The sequence below is a fragment of the Rhizobium sp. PEPV16 genome (assembly GCF_008919455.1).
Classification (GTDB): Bacteria; Pseudomonadota; Alphaproteobacteria; order Rhizobiales; family Rhizobiaceae; genus Rhizobium; species Rhizobium leguminosarum_Q.
In genome coordinates, this window is the sequence record NZ_VSZV01000333.1 from 28302 (window position 1) to 44285 (window position 15984).

The window sequence follows — 15984 nt, forward strand, 5'->3', positions numbered from 1 at the left end:
GACGGGACTTATTGGACATGACCGCTGAAACAATTCTCCTCAGTCTGCATCTTTCCGCGCCGGAGCTCATCCTCGCGGTCGGCGCCCTTGTCCTGTTGATGGTCGGCGTCTTCTCAGGCGAGCGGTCGGGCCTTCTCGTCACCGGCCTCGCCATCGTTCTGCTGCTGGCCTCCGGCCTGTGGCTGCTCTTCGTGCCGGCAGAAGGCCTTGCCTATGGCGGGGTCTACATGGCCGACGGCTTCTCGCGCTTCATGAAGCTGGTGGCGCTGATCGGTTCGCTGGTCGCCATCTTCATGTCGATCGGCCACGCCCGCGAAAATCAGCTCGACAAGTTCGAGTTCCCGGTTCTCCTGGTGCTTGCGACCCTCGGCATCCTGCTGATGATCTCGGCCAACGACCTGATCTCGCTCTATCTGGCGCTGGAACTGCAGTCGCTGGCGCTCTACGTCGTCGCCGCGATCAACCGCGACAGCCTGAAGTCGACCGAAGCGGGCCTGAAATATTTCGTCCTCGGTGCGCTTTCCTCCGGCATGCTGCTTTATGGCATGTCGCTGGTCTACGGCTTCACCGGCCACACCCACTTCTCCGAAATCGCCCAGGCGCTGTCGGTCGAGGGCGCGCGGTCGCTCGGCCTAGTCTTCGGCCTGGTCTTCATCCTTGCCGGCATCGCTTTCAAGATCTCCGCCGTTCCCTTCCATATGTGGACGCCGGATGTTTATGAAGGCGCGCCGACACCGGTCACCGCCTTCCTCGCCGCAGCACCCAAGGTCGCCGCCATGGCGATGATGACCCGCATCGTCATCACCGCTTTCCAGCCGGTTCTGGCGGACTGGCAGCAGGTCGTCGTCTTCATCTCGATCGCCTCTATGCTGCTCGGCTCGTTTGCTGCGATCGGCCAGAAGAACATCAAGCGACTGATGGCCTATTCCTCGATCGGCCACATGGGTTATGCGCTGGTCGGTCTTGCCGCCGGCAACCAGACCGGCGTCACCGGTGTCATGCTTTACATGGTTATCTACATGGTCATGACGCTCGGCACCTTTGCGATCATCATGTCGATGCGCCGCAAGGATGGCACCGTCGTCGAGAATGTCGACGATCTCGCCGGCCTCTCCACAACGAACCCGTTCATGGCCGTGGTGCTGACGGCGCTGATGTTCTCGCTTGCCGGCATCCCGCCGCTCGCCGGCTTCTTCGCGAAGTACTTCGTCTTCGTTGCCGCCATCGAGGCCAAGCTCTATGCGCTTGCCATCATTGGCGTTCTCGCCTCGGTCGTCGGCGCCTACTACTATCTGCGTGTCATCAAGCTGATGTGGTTCGATGAGGCGACCGGCGAATTCGCCCGTGTCTCCGGAGCGCTGCGTCTGGTCTTCGGTCTCTCCGGTCTCTTCGTCACCGCCTATGTCCTCATCGGCGGCCCGATCGGCGGCGCTGCAGAGCTTGCCGCCGCGACGCTCTTTTGATGGCTTCCGACGGACGGCGCCGGATATCGCTCGGCGATTTCAGGCACGAGGCTCTGTCGGAAACATCGTCTACCAACAGCGAATGCCTCGCGCGGGCTCGGGCGGGCGATGGCGGCAATCTCTGGGTGACCGCCGAGAGGCAGACGGGCGGCCGCGGCCGCCGCGGCAGGCTCTGGGTTTCCGAGCGCGGCAATCTCTACGCTTCTCTTCTTCTGATCGACCCGGCGCCGATGGAGCGCCTTGGTTCTCTGCCACTGGCGATCGCCGTTGCCGTGCACCAGGCGATCCGCAGGGTGCTGCCGCTGGGCGCCGAGCCGCTCGAGGTCAAATGGCCGAACGATATCCTCATCGGTCGAAAGAAGACCTGTGGCATTCTCGTCGAAGGTGAGGGGCTGCCGGACGGACGTTACGCGCTGATCGTCGGCATCGGCATCAATATCTCTGTCATGCCGGACAATCCGCTCTACCCCGTCACCTGCCTGCGTCAGCAGGGAAGTGCGGCATCGCCGGAGGAACTCTTCGCGCATCTCTTCGCCGCCACGGCGGAAGTGCTTGAAATATGGGACGAGGGCCGCGGCATCGGCGAGATCACGGCGCTCTGGCGCGCCATCGCCTGCGGCATCGGCGAAAAGATTACGGTCAATTTGCCGGACCGATCGATTTCCGGACAATTCGCCGGAATTGATGATAATGGCTTGTTGATGCTCGATACTGGCGCTGGCAGGATAATGCCCATTGCTGCCGGTGATGTGTTTTTTGGATAGCGGAAAAAACGAAAATTATGGCGAAACAGGACGAACTGGTATTCCTGCCTCTGGGCGGTGTCGGTGAGATTGGCATGAATCTCGCTCTCTATGGCTACGGCCCGCCCGAGCATCGCCAGTGGATCATGGTCGATTGTGGCGTCACTTTTCCGGGGCCTGACCTGCCGGGCGTCGACCTCGTATTGCCCGATATCCGCTTCCTCGCCAGCGAACGAAAGAACCTCAAGGCGATCATCATCACGCATGCGCATGAAGACCATTATGGTGCGCTCGCCGACCTCTGGCCCGGCCTCAACGTGCCGGTCTATGCCTCTGGTTTTACCGCCGGTCTGCTCGAAGCCAAGCGCAATTTCGAGAAGGCTAGGATCGGCGAAGTGCCGGTGACGCCGTTCAAGGCCGGCGATACGATCAATGTCGGCCCCTTCAGCATCGAAGGCGTCGCCGTCAACCATTCGATCCCCGAGCCGATGTCGCTGATGATCCGCACGCCGGTCGGCAATGTCATCCATACCGGCGACTGGAAGATTGACCACGAGCCTTCGCTCGGGCCGCTGACCGACGAGACACGTTTCCGCCAGCTCGGCGACGAGGGCGTGCTGGCGCTGATGTGCGATTCCACCAATGCGCTGCGCGATGGAGTTTCGCCCTCCGAGAAGGATGTGTCCGAAAGCCTGCGCAAGATCATCGAGAATGCCGAGGGCCGGGTGGCGATCACCACCTTCTCGTCGAATGTCGGGCGTATCCGCACCGTAGCCGAGGCGGCCGAGGCGGCAGGACGCGAAGTGCTGCTGCTCGGCAGTTCGCTGAAGCGCGTCGTCAACGTCGCCCAGGATATCGGCCTGATGGAAGGCGTGAAGCCCTTCATCTCCGAGGACGAATACGGCTACATCCCGCGCGACAAGGTCGTCGTCATCCTGACCGGCAGCCAGGGCGAGGCGCGGGCAGCCCTTGCCAAGCTCTCCCGCGACGAGATGCGCAATGTAGCGTTTGCGGCCGGCGATATCGTCGTCTTTTCCTCGCGCGCCATTCCCGGCAACGAGAAGGCGATCCAGGACATCAAGAACGGCCTTGTCGAGCAAGGTGTGCACATCATCACGGATACCGAGGCATTGGTTCACGTTTCCGGCCATCCGCGCCGCAACGAGTTGCAGCGGATGTATGAGTGGACGCGGCCCAAGATCGTCGTGCCGGTGCATGGCGAGGCGATACATCTGACGGCGCATAAGGAACTTGCCGAGCAATCCGGCATCGCACTGGTGCCGCGGGTGCGCAACGGCGATATCCTGCGGCTGGCGCCGGGTCCCGTCGAGGTAATCGGCGAGGCGCCGCATGGCCGGATTTATAAGGATGGCACGCTGATCGGCGATTTCGACGAGATGGGTATCGGCGAGCGCAAGAAACTCTCCTATGTCGGCCATGTCGCTGTTAACGTCGTGCTCGACGCCCGCTATGACATCGTCGGCGAACCCGACCTCATTTCGATCGGCTTGCCGACCTACGATGATGAGGGCGAGGATATGGAGGATACGCTCTTCGACGCGGCGGTCAGCGCCATCGAGAGCATTCCGCGCGCCCGCCGCAAGGATATCGACATGCTGCAGGAGGCCGTGCGCCGCGCCATCCGCTCGGCCGCGAACAACAGCTGGGGCAAGAAACCTCTTGTCACCGCCTTCGTTACCAAGGTCTGAGCATGCTCGGCCGGGTCAACCATATCGCCATCGCCGTGCCCGATCTGGCCGCGGCGACGGCGGCCTATCGCGATACGCTGGGTGCTGCCGTATCGCAGCCGCAGGCTCTGCCGGAACACGGCGTCACCGTCGTCTTCGTCGAATTGCCGAACACCAAGGTCGAATTGCTGCTGCCGCTCGGGGCTACCTCGCCGATCACAGCGTTCCTCGAAAAGAACCCGTCCGGCGGCATGCACCATATCTGCTACGAGGTGGACGATATTCTTCTCGCCCGTGACCGGCTGGTAGAGGCGGGCGCCAGGGTGCTTGGCGACGGCCAGCCGAAGACCGGCGCGCACGGCAAGCCGGTGCTCTTTCTGCACCCCAAGGATTTCTTCGGCACGCTGATCGAACTCGAACAGGCCTGAGCGCTGCTGCGGCAGAGTGACCCGCAGGCGGCTAGACGCTTCGCCCGCTTTGAGCTGGTCGCCATTCTGCCGTATAAGGACGCGATATCAGCGCGGCATCAACGGGAACAATAATGCTCCAGATCTTTCTTCAGGGATTTGCCGTCTACTTCATCATCTGGTGGATGACGCTTTTCGCCGTCCTGCCGATCGGCCTGCGCACCCAGGCGGACGACAACGACGTCGTGCTCGGCACCGTTCCAAGCGCGCCCACCCGGTTTCGCGCCGCTTTCGTCTTTTCGCTGACGACGCTGATTTCGGCTCTGGTCTACGGGCTCTGGTACGTCTGCGACACTTATTTCGGCTGGGGCTTCGACGCCCTGCCGCAACTCGGCCCCAGCTTCTATTGAGTGTAGCTTTTGCTCAAACTTTGAGCAGATGTAAACCTATTGAACGCGAACTCCGTCATACCGGCGTCATACTGTTGCGGCAAAGAACTCTCGTAACGGAATGACGACCATCCCCTAACGGGAGCCGGCCGGGTTTTTGAATGGGATGGAGGCCGAAAAGCCAAAAAAAAACAAGGCTAAAAGCCTTGTTTTAAGTATCGCGTGATCTGTAACCGTTGCCGGGGCTGCGACGAGCGCGCCTAAGATCTGATCCTCCCAAGACTTGACCGCGAATTCGGCAAGAATTTAACTTCCTGCCTGTTTTGTAAGCTAAAACTAGCTCAAACATTGGGCTTTGTCATCAGCTTTTTTTGCATTTTTGCTACACTCTAGCAAAATTTTTCTGTTGACAAGATTTTCGTTCAAGTCCTTATAAACACGCGCTTTTTCATGCCCTTTCATTTTGCGGGTGCGAACATGCGCTTCCGGGAGGTTGCCGACATCCGTTGCGGGTTTCCTTCCTGCCGCGAAGCGGCTATGAACGCTCCCGACATTAACAATGGTCTTTCGATTCCGCCTGCTGCGGGATCTCAACTGCTTCGGAATCCGCCATGCGTCTGTCCCGCTATTTCTTGCCCATCCTCAAGGAAAACCCCAAGGAGGCGGAAATCGTCTCCCACCGGCTGATGCTGCGCGCCGGCATGATCCGCCAGCAGTCGCAGGGCATCTATTCCTGGCTGCCGCTCGGCAAGCGCGTGCTCGACAAGGTCAACGCCATTATCCGCGACGAGCAGAACCGCGCCGGCGCCATCGAGCTGTCGATGCCGACCCTGCAATCGGCCGAGCTCTGGCAGGAAAGCGGCCGCTACGACGCTTACGGCAAGGAGATGCTGCGCATCAAGGACCGTCAGGATCGGCCGATGCTCTATGGCCCGACCAACGAAGAGATGGTGACGGATATTTTCCGCTCCTCCGTCAAGTCCTACAAGGACCTGCCCCTCAATCTCTATCATATCCAGCTGAAGTTCCGTGACGAGATCCGTCCTCGCTTCGGCACCATGCGCTCGCGCGAATTCATGATGAAGGATGCCTATTCCTTCGATCTGACCCGCGAAGCGGCGGAGCATTCCTATAACAAGATGTTCGCCGCCTATCTGAGGACCTTCGACCGGCTCGGCCTGCGCGCCATACCGATGCGCGCCGACACCGGCCCGATCGGCGGCAAGCTCAGCCATGAATTCATCATCCTTGCCGATACCGGCGAATCCGAAGTCTTCTGCCACAAGGATTTCGTCGATTTCGATATTCCTGGCGAACACACCGATTTCGACAGTGTCGAAGGCCTGCAGGCGATCTTCGACAAATGGACCTCGCTCTATGCTGCGACCTCGGAAATGCACGACGAGGCGGCTTTCAACGCCGTTTCGGAAGGCGACCGCCTGTCGGCGCGCGGCATCGAGGTCGGCCACATCTTCTATTTCGGCACGAAATATTCCGAGCCGATGGGCGCGAAAGTGCAGGGACCGGACGGCAAGGAACACTTCGTTCACATGGGTTCCTACGGTATCGGCCCGACACGCCTTGTTCCCGCCATCATCGAAGCATCGCATGATGATAACGGAATCATCTGGCCGGCATCGGTCGCACCCTTCGATATCGTTGTGATCAACATGAAGGCGGGTGATCAGGCCTGTGACGATACCTGCGAGCTGATCTATGCCGCACTGACCAAGGCCGGCAAGGATGTGCTCTATGACGATACCGACGACCGGGCCGGCACGAAATTCGCGACCGCCGACTTGATCGGTGTACCCGTCCAGATCATCGCCGGCCCGCGCGCGGTCGCAAACGGCGAAGTGGAAGTGAAGGACCGCAAGACCGGCGCCCGCGAAACGATGACCATCGAAGCGGCGATCAATCGGTTCGTGGCTTAAGGTAACGGAGGCGAAATGGCAGAGGCAGCAGTGGACCGGAGTTCGAAATCCGGCTTGGGTCCGGCTGGCAAGCCATTTTCCACCTTTGAACGCCTCGTGGCGTGGCGTTATCTGCGCGCCCGCCGCAAGGAAGCCTTCATATCGGTCATCGCCGGCTTCTCCTTCGTCGGCATCATGCTCGGCGTCGCGACGCTGATCATCGTCATGGCCGTGATGAACGGCTTTCGCACCGAGCTCGTCTCGCGCATCCTCGGCATCAACGGCCACATGATCGTCCAGCCGGTCGACGGCCCCTTCACCGATTATCCTGCCCTCAGCAGCAAGCTCGCCGCCGTACCCGGCGTCAAGATGGCGCTACCCCTGGTAGAAGGCCAGGTGCTCGCCTCCGCCCAGGCCGGCGGTAGCACCGGCGCTCTCGTGCGCGGCGCCCGCGCCGAGGACCTGACCAAGCTCAAGACGGTCTCCGACAACATCAAATCAGGCGACATGGTGGGTTATGCTTCCGGCGACGGCGTGCTGATCGGGAGCCGCATGGCCGATCAGCTTGGTCTGCGCGTCGGCGATCTCATTACGCTGACGTCACCGGATGGCGACATTACGCCAATGGGCGTCAGCCCTCGCATCAAATCCTACAAGATCTCCGGCCTCTTCGAAATCGGCATGTCGGAATATGACTCCTCGATCATCTTCATGCCGCTCGAGGAAGCGCAGCTCTATTTCAATGCCGAGGGGCTGGTGCAGTCGATCGAGCTCTTCGTCGATAACCCCGACGATATCGACGATCTGCGGCCCAAGGTGGAGGAAGCGGCCGGCCGCCAGATCGCCATCACCGACTGGCGCCAGCGCAATCAGACCTTCTTCTCGGCGCTGCAGGTCGAGCGTAACGTCATGTTCATGATCCTGACGCTGATCGTGCTCGTCGCGGCGCTGAACATCATCTCCGGCCTGATCATGCTGGTGAAGGACAAGGGCAGCGATATCGCCATCCTGCGCACCATGGGCGCCAGCGCCGGTGCGATCATGCGCATCTTTTTCATGACCGGGGCGGCGATCGGCATCGTCGGCACCATTGCCGGTGTGCTGCTCGGCGTCCTCGTCTGCGTCAACATCGAATCCGTCCGCCAGTTCTTCTCCTGGATCTCCGGCACCGTGCTCTTCAATCCGCAGGTCTATTTCCTCAGCCAGCTGCCGGCCGAGATGGATCTGAGCGAAACGATCTCGATCGTCGTCATGGCGCTGACGCTCTCCTTCATCGCGACCATCTTCCCGGCCTGGCGTGCCTCCAGGCTCGATCCGGTGCAGGCCCTGCGCTACGAATAAGGAATGCCGCCTTCATGAAACGTAACGTCGTTCTCCAGCTTACCGGCGTCGAGCGCCACTACGGGCAGGGCGGTACGCTGCTCTCGATCCTGAAGGGTGCGGATTTTTCGATATCGAAAGGGGAGATTGTCGCTCTCGTCGCCCCTTCCGGAACCGGCAAGTCGACACTGCTGCATGTCGCCGGCCTGCTGGAGCATCCGGACGGCGGTGAGGTCAACATCAACGGCCATGCCTGTGACGGCCTGAGCGACGAGAAACGCACCGCCATCCGCCGCAGCGAAATCGGCTTCGTCTACCAGTTTCACCACCTGCTGCCTGAATTCTCGGCGCTCGAAAATATCATGATGCCGCAGCTGATCGCCGGGCTTTCCTGGAAGGAGGCCGGAGAGCGGGCCGGCCAGCTTCTCGATTATATGCGCATCGGCCATCGCGGCTCGCATCGCCCCGGCGAGCTTTCCGGCGGCGAGCAGCAGCGCGTCGCAATTGCCCGCGCCGTCGCCAATGCGCCGACCCTGCTTCTTGCCGACGAGCCGACCGGCAATCTCGACCCCGAAACGGCAAGCTACGTCTTCGACGCGCTGGAAGCGCTGGTGCGCCAGTCCGGCCTTGCTGCCCTCATCGCCACCCATAATCACGAACTCGCCCGCCGCATGGATCGACGCGTGACGATCTCCGACGGCAAGATCGTCGATTTTTGACGCATGTCGCCCAGAAGTGTGCAGCGGTTTTGGGATAAAGCGCATCGCGTGAATCCAGACCGGCACGATGCGCTTTAAGGCTGCGATCAGGGGATGACCAGCCCGCCGCGATAGTCGAGCATATAGGCCTTTTGGCCGTCGACCACGATGCATTCGTGGCCGCTGAACCGCTCGCAGCCGCCTTCGCTGCTGTCGATATAGCGGCCGAACGGATGGTCGAATTCCATCCCGCCAAGAAACCGGCCCTCGCGATACATCGCCGAAAGTGCAGCCTTGATCACCGTTCCCGCTGCTGCGCCGTCGATGAGATCAGGTGCAATGACGCAGCCGAAATAATTCATCGCCCAGACGGGCTCGTCGGCAAGCCACACCACTTCCTGTCCGGCGAAATCGGTCCCGCCGAAATAGCTGTCGAGATAGCGCCAGTCGCCGCGTTCGTAACCGATATCGTGGGCACCCGGCCGGCAGGGTACGCGCGCCACGCCGCCGCCGACATAGGTCGCAGCCTTCGCCTCCACGACGAATTCGTTCAGCATCGCAATATCGACCATGTCATTCTCCTCTCGGCCCGATGCTGGCAAATATGCTGCGGCATGTAAAGAACAAAAAGAGAACATATGCCGGAAAAAAAGAGTCGCCCTGAGGAGGTCTGCCGCCTGAGCACCATGACCGATCTGCGGCGGATCGGGAAAGGGCAAGGCTGGTGCCGATCACGTCGAGCGCCGGCCCTTTGGCCGATTCGTCGCCTATTCCTGGGATTTCCAAATACAAGAAAGGAGGAAAAGATTCCTGTTGACAACGGAACATACATGGAACAAATTGAAAACATAACGAGTAAAGGAGAGCCCGATGACTGACATGATCCGTGATATCGCAGCATTCACCTCCATCGCAATGTTCGTTGCAAGCTTCTCGCTCATCGTCATGGCGCTCTAAAGTTTTCAGGGGATCGCATGGCAGTCATGCGCTCAGGACGCGGGACTTCTGCTGGACATCATCGCCCTCAATGCCGACAATGCGTCCGATTCATTCGGGTGATTGGGAAGGCATGTCATGGCGGATACGGCAAAGGGTTCAACGGGTGAGGCAACCGGCGGCACGCCGGGTTTCATCCACCTGAGGGTCCATTCCGCCTATTCGCTTCTCGAGGGCGCCCTGCCGCTGAAGAAGATCCTCTACAAAGCGACCGGCGACAGCCAGCCGGCGATTGCGATTACCGACACCAACAATCTGTTCGTTGCCCTCGAATTCTCTCAGAAGGCGATGGAAGACGGTCTGCAGCCGATCATCGGCTGCCAGGTCTCGATCGACATGGAAGACGGGCTGGAAACGGAAAAGCGCGGCGGCCAGCAGGCCCTGGTCAAGCTGCCGTCGATCGTTCTTCTCGCCGCGACGGATGCCGGTTACGAACGGCTGGTCGATCTCGTCAGCCGGGCCTATCTCGGCGGCGAAAGCAACCAAGCCGTTCATATCAGTGCTTCCTGGCTGGAGGAGGCGGGCACGGAAGGGCTGATCGCATTGAGCGGTGCCTTGACCGGGCCGGTCGACGTGGCGATCAAGGAAGGCCATCCCGCTCAGGCGGAAGCCCGGCTGCTCACGCTGAAGCACCTCTTCGGCGACAGGCTTTATGTCGAGCTGCAGCGCCACGGCACCTACGACAAGCGGCACGAGCAGAAGATTATCGGGCTCGCCTACGCCCACGACCTGCCGCTGGTTGCGACCAACGAGGCCTTCTTTCCCACACGCGACGATTACGACGCCCATGATGCGCTGATGGCGGTCGCGCACAACGCCATCGTCTCCGACGACAGCCGCTTTCGCCTGACGCCGGATCACTATCTGAAGAGCCGGGCCGAGATGGTCAAGCTTTTCGCCGACCTGCCGGAAGCACTGGAAAATACGATCGAGATTGCCACGCGCTGCTCCTTCGCGCTGAAGACGCGAAAGCCGATCCTGCCACGCTTCACCGGTGCGACCGACGATGCCGAGGAGGCCGAACGCGCCGAGGCGAGCGAGCTGCGCCGCCAGGCGGTCGAAGGACTGGACATGCGGCTTGCAACGCTCGGCATGTCGCCGGGTTACGAGGAAAAGGATTATCGCGAACGGCTGGATTTCGAACTTAGCGTCATCGAGCGCATGCGTTTCCCCGGCTACTTCCTGATCGTTGCCGACTTCATCAAATGGGCCAAGCAGCATGACATTCCGGTCGGTCCCGGCCGCGGTTCGGGCGCCGGTTCGCTGGTCGCCTATGCATTGACGATCACCGACGTCGATCCCTTGCGTTTTTCGCTGCTCTTCGAGCGCTTCCTCAATCCGGAACGCGTCTCGATGCCCGACTTCGACATCGATTTCTGCCAGGACCGCCGCGAAGAGGTGATCCGCTACGTCCAGGCCAAGTATGGTCGCGAGCAGGTGGCGCAGATCATCACCTTCGGTTCGCTGCAAGCGCGCGCCGCCCTTCGCGACGTCGGCCGCGTGCTGGAAATGCCCTATGGCCAGGTCGACAAGATCTGCAAACTCGTGCCGAACAATCCCGCCAATCCGACGCCGCTGTCCAAGGCGATCGAGGAGGAGCCGAAGTTGCAGGAGGAGGCGGCGAAAGAACCGGTGGTCGCGCGCCTGCTCGACATCGCCCAGAAGATCGAGGGGCTTTACCGCCACGCCTCGACTCACGCCGCCGGTATCGTCATCGGCGACAGGCCGCTTTCTAAGCTGGTGCCGATGTATCGCGATCCGCGTTCGGACATGCCGGTCACCCAGTTCAACATGAAATGGGTGGAGCAGGCGGGCCTCGTCAAGTTCGACTTCCTTGGCCTGAAGACGCTGACCGTGCTGAAGGTCGCGGTCGATTTCGTCGCCAAGCTCGGCGTCAAGGTCGATCTCGCAGCCATTCCTCTCGACGATAAGAAGACCTACGAGATGCTGTCGCGCGGCGAGACGGTCGGCGTGTTCCAGGTGGAAAGTGCCGGCATGCGCAAGGCGTTGATCGGCATGAAGCCGGACTGCATCGAGGACATCATCGCGCTGGTGGCGCTCTACCGTCCCGGCCCGATGGAGAACATCCCGACCTACAATGCCCGCAAGCACGGCGACGAAGAGCTGGAATCGATCCATCCGATGATCGACCACCTGCTCAAGGAAACACAAGGCGTCATCGTCTATCAGGAACAGGTGATGCAGATCGCCCAGGTGCTGTCTGGCTATTCGCTGGGCGAAGCCGACCTTCTGCGCCGCGCCATGGGTAAGAAGATCAAGGCCGAGATGGACCAGCAGCGCGAACGTTTCGTCGTTGGCGCTGTCAAGAATGGTGTATCGAAGCCGCAGGCCGACAATATCTTCGAACTGCTGGCGAAGTTCGCCAATTACGGCTTCAACAAGTCGCATGCCGCCGCCTATGCCATCGTCTCCTACCAGACGGCCTACATGAAGGCGCATTATCCGGTCGAATTCCTCGCCGCCTCGATGACGCTCGATATGTCCAACACGGAAAAGGTCAATGATTTCCGCCAGGATGCCAAGCGCCTCGGCATCGAGGTGATCGCACCCTCGGTGCAGACCTCCTTCCGCCATTTCGAGACCGGCGACAACCGCATCTATTACGCGCTCGCCGCCCTCAAGGGCGTCGGCGAATCCGCCGTCGACCATATCGTCGAGGTGCGTGGCGACAAACCCTTCGCCAGTATCGAGGATTTCTGCCTGCGCATCGATCCGCGCCAGGTCAATCGTCGCGTGCTTGAAAGCCTGATCTATGCCGGCGCCTTCGATTGTTTCGACATGGACCGCGCCCAGCTGGCAGCCGGCCTCGACCGAGTTCTCGGTTATGCCCAACGCGCCCAGGAGAACAAGCTGAGCGGCCAGTCGGACATTTTCGGCAGTACGCTGACGTCGGGGCCCGAGAAGATCTCCCTGCCGCCGTTCTCCCCCTGGCTCCCCTCCGAGCGACTGCTCAAGGAATTCCAGGTGCTGGGCTTTTATCTGACAGCCCACCCGCTCGATTCCTACAACAACATCCTGCAGAAGATGCGGGTGCAGACCTTTGCCGAATTTTCCGCCGCCATCAAACAGGGCGCGGCCAATGCGCGCCTTGCTGGTACCGTCATCTCGAAGCAGGAGCGCAAGACTCGCACCGGCAACAAGATGGGCATCATCGTCTTTTCGGATTCTTCAGGCCAGTTCGAAGCGGTGCTGTTTTCGGAAATGCTGAACCAATATCGCGATGTGCTCGAGTCGGGAAAATCTTTCGTGCTGACCGCGACGGGCGAGGAGCGGCCGGAGGGCATCGGCCTGCGCATCCAGACGATCCAGTCGCTGGAGGAAAAGTCGCTGCAGATGCAGAAGGCGCTGCGCGTCTATGTCCGCGATTCCGGACCGCTGAGGATGGTCGCCGGCCATCTGAACGCCAAGGGTGACGGCCTCGTCTCCTTCATCGTCATCAAGGAGGATGGCAAACGCGAGGTGGAAGTGGCGCTGTCGGAGAAATACCGCATCACGCCGGAGATTGCCGCCGCCCTTCGCGCCGCCCCCGGCGTCGTAGACGTCGAGCTTGTCTGATCATCCGCGGGTGATGGTGATGAAATCCGTGCCTTCGCCGGTCTCCCGGCCGAGGCCGGTATCGGAGATCGTCAGCGTCGAGCCCGGCGCGATGAGGGCGTCGATCTTGCGGCGGGTCTCGTCGGGGATGGTAATCCGGCTGAGCGAACGGGCGATCGGTTTGCCTGTGATGATCGAGCTTTCCTGATTGGTGATGCCGAGCCGCTTCATCGTTTCGCGGGAGAGATTGTTCTCAAGCGTGATGCTGAGCCAGTCCGCCGTGCCGGCCTTTGCATCCACGGCATGCAACGTGAAGAAATGCGTGCCAAGCGCCAGTCCCGGATCGGCGATCGTCACCGGCGCTTCGAAGAGGGGCTTGAAAGCCTGCCGCACCATGATGACGCCGTTCGGCGGCTCGCCCCTGCCAGCCGCGGCATAGACTTCCCTGAGAAGCGTGTCGGAGACCAGGCTCCTGTCGGCGGCGAATTCGGTCGGCCGCAATGTCCTGAAAGCCTTGATCGCCTGCACGGTCGACGGACCGAGCAAGCCGTCCGGATTGCCGGCGGAAAAGCCGAGCTGGTTTAGCAGGGTCTGGATGCCGATCACCGTCTCGCGCAGTGTCCGTCGCGTAACGAGCATGCTGATCGGCTCGGACGGCGGCTCGGGTTCGGGCGCTGCAATCGGCGGCACGGCCGGCATCGGCATCGCAGCCGTGTCGTTCATCGCCACCTGTACCGGCTCCCCGAGGCCGTCGGGCATGGAGGGCCGCAACTCGACATCCGAAAGCAGCGGCATCGCCGCCGGTGCATCCGGATGGAAAAGCGTCGGATGGTCGATCGGTTCCGGCGCCAGTTCACCGTCGCTGATAATGACGGGGACACCGCGGTCGGTCATCCCATAGAGCATTTTTGCGAAGGTGCCGGGCATGCGCACGCAGCCATGCGAGGCCGGATAACGCGGCACCGAATTGGATTCGTGCAGCGCGATGCCGGACCAGGTCAGCCGTTGCATGAACGGCATGGGGGCGTTGGAATAGAGATTGGATTCGTGGTATTTCTGCTTTTCCAGCACCGAAAATATGCCGCTCGGCGTCGTGTGGCCGTCCTTGCCGGTCGAGACCTTCGAGGTCGCGACGACCTCGGTGCCATCATAGACCGCAAGCGACTGCTTGTCCTTCGAGACGATGATCTGCAGCGTGCGCGCATCCGCGGCAAGAGCGGGGTGTACGAGTGCGGTGGCCGACAGCAAGCCGAGGCCGAAGACGAGACGCGAGAACATGATACCCAACCATACGCAATACTTGCCCGGCACATTATGGGACGAAGTTTAACGAAGATTTTATAGGCTGGATCACCCGCAGGTTTCACGCGTTAGAGCGCCGCTCGTCTTCAGACGCGCTAAGGACGCTCTATCACTTTGAATCTGCGCATAATCCTTTCCGAAAATCGATTCCGATTTTCGGGGTTATGCGCTAGTGATCGCGCTTGCCGTTGCCGAAGGTGTAGCCGGTCTCGACCGTCTTATTGCCGAACTTGTCGCGCAGCTTGTCCATCGCCGCTTCGGCAGCCGCTCGCCGCCCTGATTGCTGGTCGATGAGATCGGGCGGATCGGCGCGGCCGGCATCGCCGAGATCGGTGACGCCGATGCCGAGCAGGCGGAACTTCGTACCGTCAGTCTCTTTTTCGAGAAGCTCGAGCCCGGTGCGGAAGATCCTGTCGGCAAGCTGGGTCGGGTCTTCGAGCTTGCGGTTGCGGGTGCGCGATTTGAAATCGGCGGTCTTCATCTTCAAGACCACGGTCTGGCCGGCAATGCCGTTTTTCTTCAGCCGCCAGGAGACCTTCTCGGAGAGGTTGCGCAGGATCGGCACCAGATCGTCATAACGCGAGATGTCATCGAAGAAAGTTGTCTCGGACGAAACGCTCTTGGCCGCATCATTGAGATGCACTTCGCGGTCGTCGACGCCGCGCGACAGCCGTGCGAGCCGCTGGCCGATGCTGCCGTAGCGGCGCATCAGGTCGTTTTCCTCCATCTGCTGCAACTGGCTGATGGTGCGGATGCCGTCCGCTTCCAGCGTCGCCGCAAAGGCCTTGCCGACGCCCCAGATCGTGGTGACGGGACGCGGTGCCAGGAACTCGACCGCTTCCTCTCGGCCGATGACCGAAAAGCCGCGCGGCTTCTGCAGATCGGAGGCGACCTTGGCGAGAAATTTGCAATAGGAAAGCCCGACCGAAACGGTGATGCCGATCTCTCTTTCGATGCGACGGGCAAATTTGGCCAGCGTGCGCGCCGGCGGATCGTGATGCAGCCTCTCGGTGCCGCCGAGCTCCAGGAAGGCCTCATCGATCGATAGCGGCTGCACCAGCGGCGTCAGATCCTGCATCATGGCGCGCACCTGCCGTCCGACCCGGACATATTTCTCCATGTCGGGGCGGATGACGATCGCTTGAGGGCATGCCTCCAGCGCCTTGAACATCGGCATGGCCGAACGCACGCCGTGAATACGGGCGATATAGCAGGCGGTGGAAACCACGCCGCGTTTGCCGCCGCCGATAATGACAGGCTTGTCGGCAAGCTCGGGATTGTCGCGTTTCTCGACGGCTGCGTAAAAGGCGTCGCAATCGATATGGGCGAGCGTCAGCGCGTAGAGTTCGCGATGGCGCACGAGGCGCGGGCTGCCGCAGGAAACGCAACGGCGCGCCTCGCCCTTCTGCTCAGCAAGGCAGTCGCGACAGAAGCCGGGTGTCTTGTCAGGCGCAGGCGTCATGATGAGAACAAAGATTGAACGGCCGGAGATTACGCCTTAAGCTTCCGA

The 15984-nt window shown here is 61.1% G+C and carries 12 protein-coding genes; 9 read left to right on the forward strand and 3 right to left on the reverse strand.

The window, feature by feature from the left end:
• Positions 1 to 17 precede the first annotated feature (17 nt).
• The 8 genes from nuoN (at position 18) to FY112_RS23850 (ending at position 8642) form a co-directional block, all read left to right on the forward strand.
• Positions 18 to 1463 carry an NADH-quinone oxidoreductase subunit NuoN gene (gene nuoN, locus FY112_RS23815; protein ID WP_151519409.1) on the forward strand — a complete coding sequence of 482 codons (1446 nt, stop codon included), beginning with the start codon at positions 18 to 20 and terminating at the stop codon, positions 1461 to 1463.
• The gene (locus FY112_RS23820; protein WP_029872842.1) at positions 1463 to 2227 is read left to right on the forward strand and encodes a biotin--[acetyl-CoA-carboxylase] ligase; all 765 of its coding nucleotides are present in this window, start codon (positions 1463 to 1465) and stop codon (positions 2225 to 2227) included. Before nuoN ends, FY112_RS23820 begins: the two co-directional genes overlap by 1 nt.
• Before the next feature lie 17 nt (positions 2228 to 2244).
• The gene (locus FY112_RS23825; RefSeq protein ID WP_151519410.1) at positions 2245 to 3915 is read left to right on the forward strand and encodes a ribonuclease J; all 1671 of its coding nucleotides are present in this window, start codon (positions 2245 to 2247) and stop codon (positions 3913 to 3915) included.
• Positions 3916 to 3917: 2 nt separating this feature from the next.
• On the forward strand, positions 3918 to 4322 hold the full coding sequence (gene mce, locus FY112_RS23830; RefSeq protein ID WP_025394105.1) for a methylmalonyl-CoA epimerase: 405 nt from the start codon (positions 3918 to 3920) through the stop codon (positions 4320 to 4322).
• A 113-nt stretch (positions 4323 to 4435) separates the two neighbouring features.
• Positions 4436 to 4711, forward strand: a complete 276-nt coding sequence (locus tag FY112_RS23835) for a DUF1467 family protein (RefSeq protein WP_003547401.1) — start codon at positions 4436 to 4438, stop codon at positions 4709 to 4711.
• 590 nt (positions 4712 to 5301) lie between these two features.
• Positions 5302 to 6624 (forward strand): proline--tRNA ligase, encoded by a 1323-nt coding sequence (proS, locus tag FY112_RS23840; RefSeq protein WP_151519411.1) that lies wholly within the window; start codon positions 5302 to 5304, stop codon positions 6622 to 6624.
• Between the two features lie 15 nt (positions 6625 to 6639).
• On the forward strand, positions 6640 to 7944 hold the full coding sequence (locus FY112_RS23845) for a lipoprotein-releasing ABC transporter permease subunit (protein WP_151519412.1): 1305 nt from the start codon (positions 6640 to 6642) through the stop codon (positions 7942 to 7944).
• Positions 7945 to 7958: 14 nt separating this feature from the next.
• Positions 7959 to 8642, forward strand: a complete 684-nt coding sequence (locus FY112_RS23850) for an ABC transporter ATP-binding protein (protein ID WP_025394108.1) — start codon at positions 7959 to 7961, stop codon at positions 8640 to 8642.
• A gap of 86 nt (positions 8643 to 8728) precedes the next feature.
• Here the strand turns inward: FY112_RS23850 and FY112_RS23855 are convergent, their stop codons facing one another.
• Positions 8729 to 9193, reverse strand: coding sequence for a DUF5680 domain-containing protein (locus FY112_RS23855; protein ID WP_151519413.1), 465 nt, complete (start codon positions 9191 to 9193; stop codon positions 8729 to 8731).
• A 502-nt stretch (positions 9194 to 9695) separates the two neighbouring features.
• Between FY112_RS23855 and dnaE the strand changes: the two genes are divergently transcribed.
• Entirely contained in the window at positions 9696 to 13193 is a 3498-nt protein-coding gene (dnaE, locus tag FY112_RS23860) for a DNA polymerase III subunit alpha (RefSeq protein ID WP_151519414.1), read from the forward strand.
• Here dnaE and FY112_RS23865 read toward each other — a convergent pair whose 3' ends face one another.
• Positions 13194 to 14450, reverse strand: coding sequence for a L,D-transpeptidase family protein (locus tag FY112_RS23865; RefSeq protein ID WP_151519415.1), 1257 nt, complete (start codon positions 14448 to 14450; stop codon positions 13194 to 13196). It lies immediately after the preceding gene.
• 193 nt (positions 14451 to 14643) lie between these two features.
• The gene (locus FY112_RS23870; protein WP_017959956.1) at positions 14644 to 15936 is read right to left on the reverse strand and encodes a DNA polymerase IV; all 1293 of its coding nucleotides are present in this window, start codon (positions 15934 to 15936) and stop codon (positions 14644 to 14646) included.
• Positions 15937 to 15984 lie beyond the last annotated feature (48 nt).

Bases quoted from the DNA above. Each gene is read 5' to 3' on its own strand.
- nuoN (WP_151519409.1), top strand. From the start codon at position 18: ATGACCGCTGAAACAATTCTCCTCAGTCTGCATCTTTCCGCGCCGGAG.
- FY112_RS23820 (WP_029872842.1), top strand. From the start codon at position 1,463: ATGGCTTCCGACGGACGGCGCCGGATATCGCTCGGCGATTTCAGGCAC.
- FY112_RS23825 (WP_151519410.1), top strand. From the start codon at position 2,245: ATGGCGAAACAGGACGAACTGGTATTCCTGCCTCTGGGCGGTGTCGGT.
- mce (WP_025394105.1), top strand. From the start codon at position 3,918: ATGCTCGGCCGGGTCAACCATATCGCCATCGCCGTGCCCGATCTGGCC.
- FY112_RS23835 (WP_003547401.1), top strand. From the start codon at position 4,436: ATGCTCCAGATCTTTCTTCAGGGATTTGCCGTCTACTTCATCATCTGG.
- proS (WP_151519411.1), top strand. From the start codon at position 5,302: ATGCGTCTGTCCCGCTATTTCTTGCCCATCCTCAAGGAAAACCCCAAG.
- FY112_RS23845 (WP_151519412.1), top strand. From the start codon at position 6,640: ATGGCAGAGGCAGCAGTGGACCGGAGTTCGAAATCCGGCTTGGGTCCG.
- FY112_RS23850 (WP_025394108.1), top strand. From the start codon at position 7,959: ATGAAACGTAACGTCGTTCTCCAGCTTACCGGCGTCGAGCGCCACTAC.
- FY112_RS23855 (WP_151519413.1), bottom strand. From the start codon at position 9,193: ATGGTCGATATTGCGATGCTGAACGAATTCGTCGTGGAGGCGAAGGCT.
- dnaE (WP_151519414.1), top strand. From the start codon at position 9,696: ATGGCGGATACGGCAAAGGGTTCAACGGGTGAGGCAACCGGCGGCACG.
- FY112_RS23865 (WP_151519415.1), bottom strand. From the start codon at position 14,450: ATGTTCTCGCGTCTCGTCTTCGGCCTCGGCTTGCTGTCGGCCACCGCA.
- FY112_RS23870 (WP_017959956.1), bottom strand. From the start codon at position 15,936: ATGACGCCTGCGCCTGACAAGACACCCGGCTTCTGTCGCGACTGCCTT.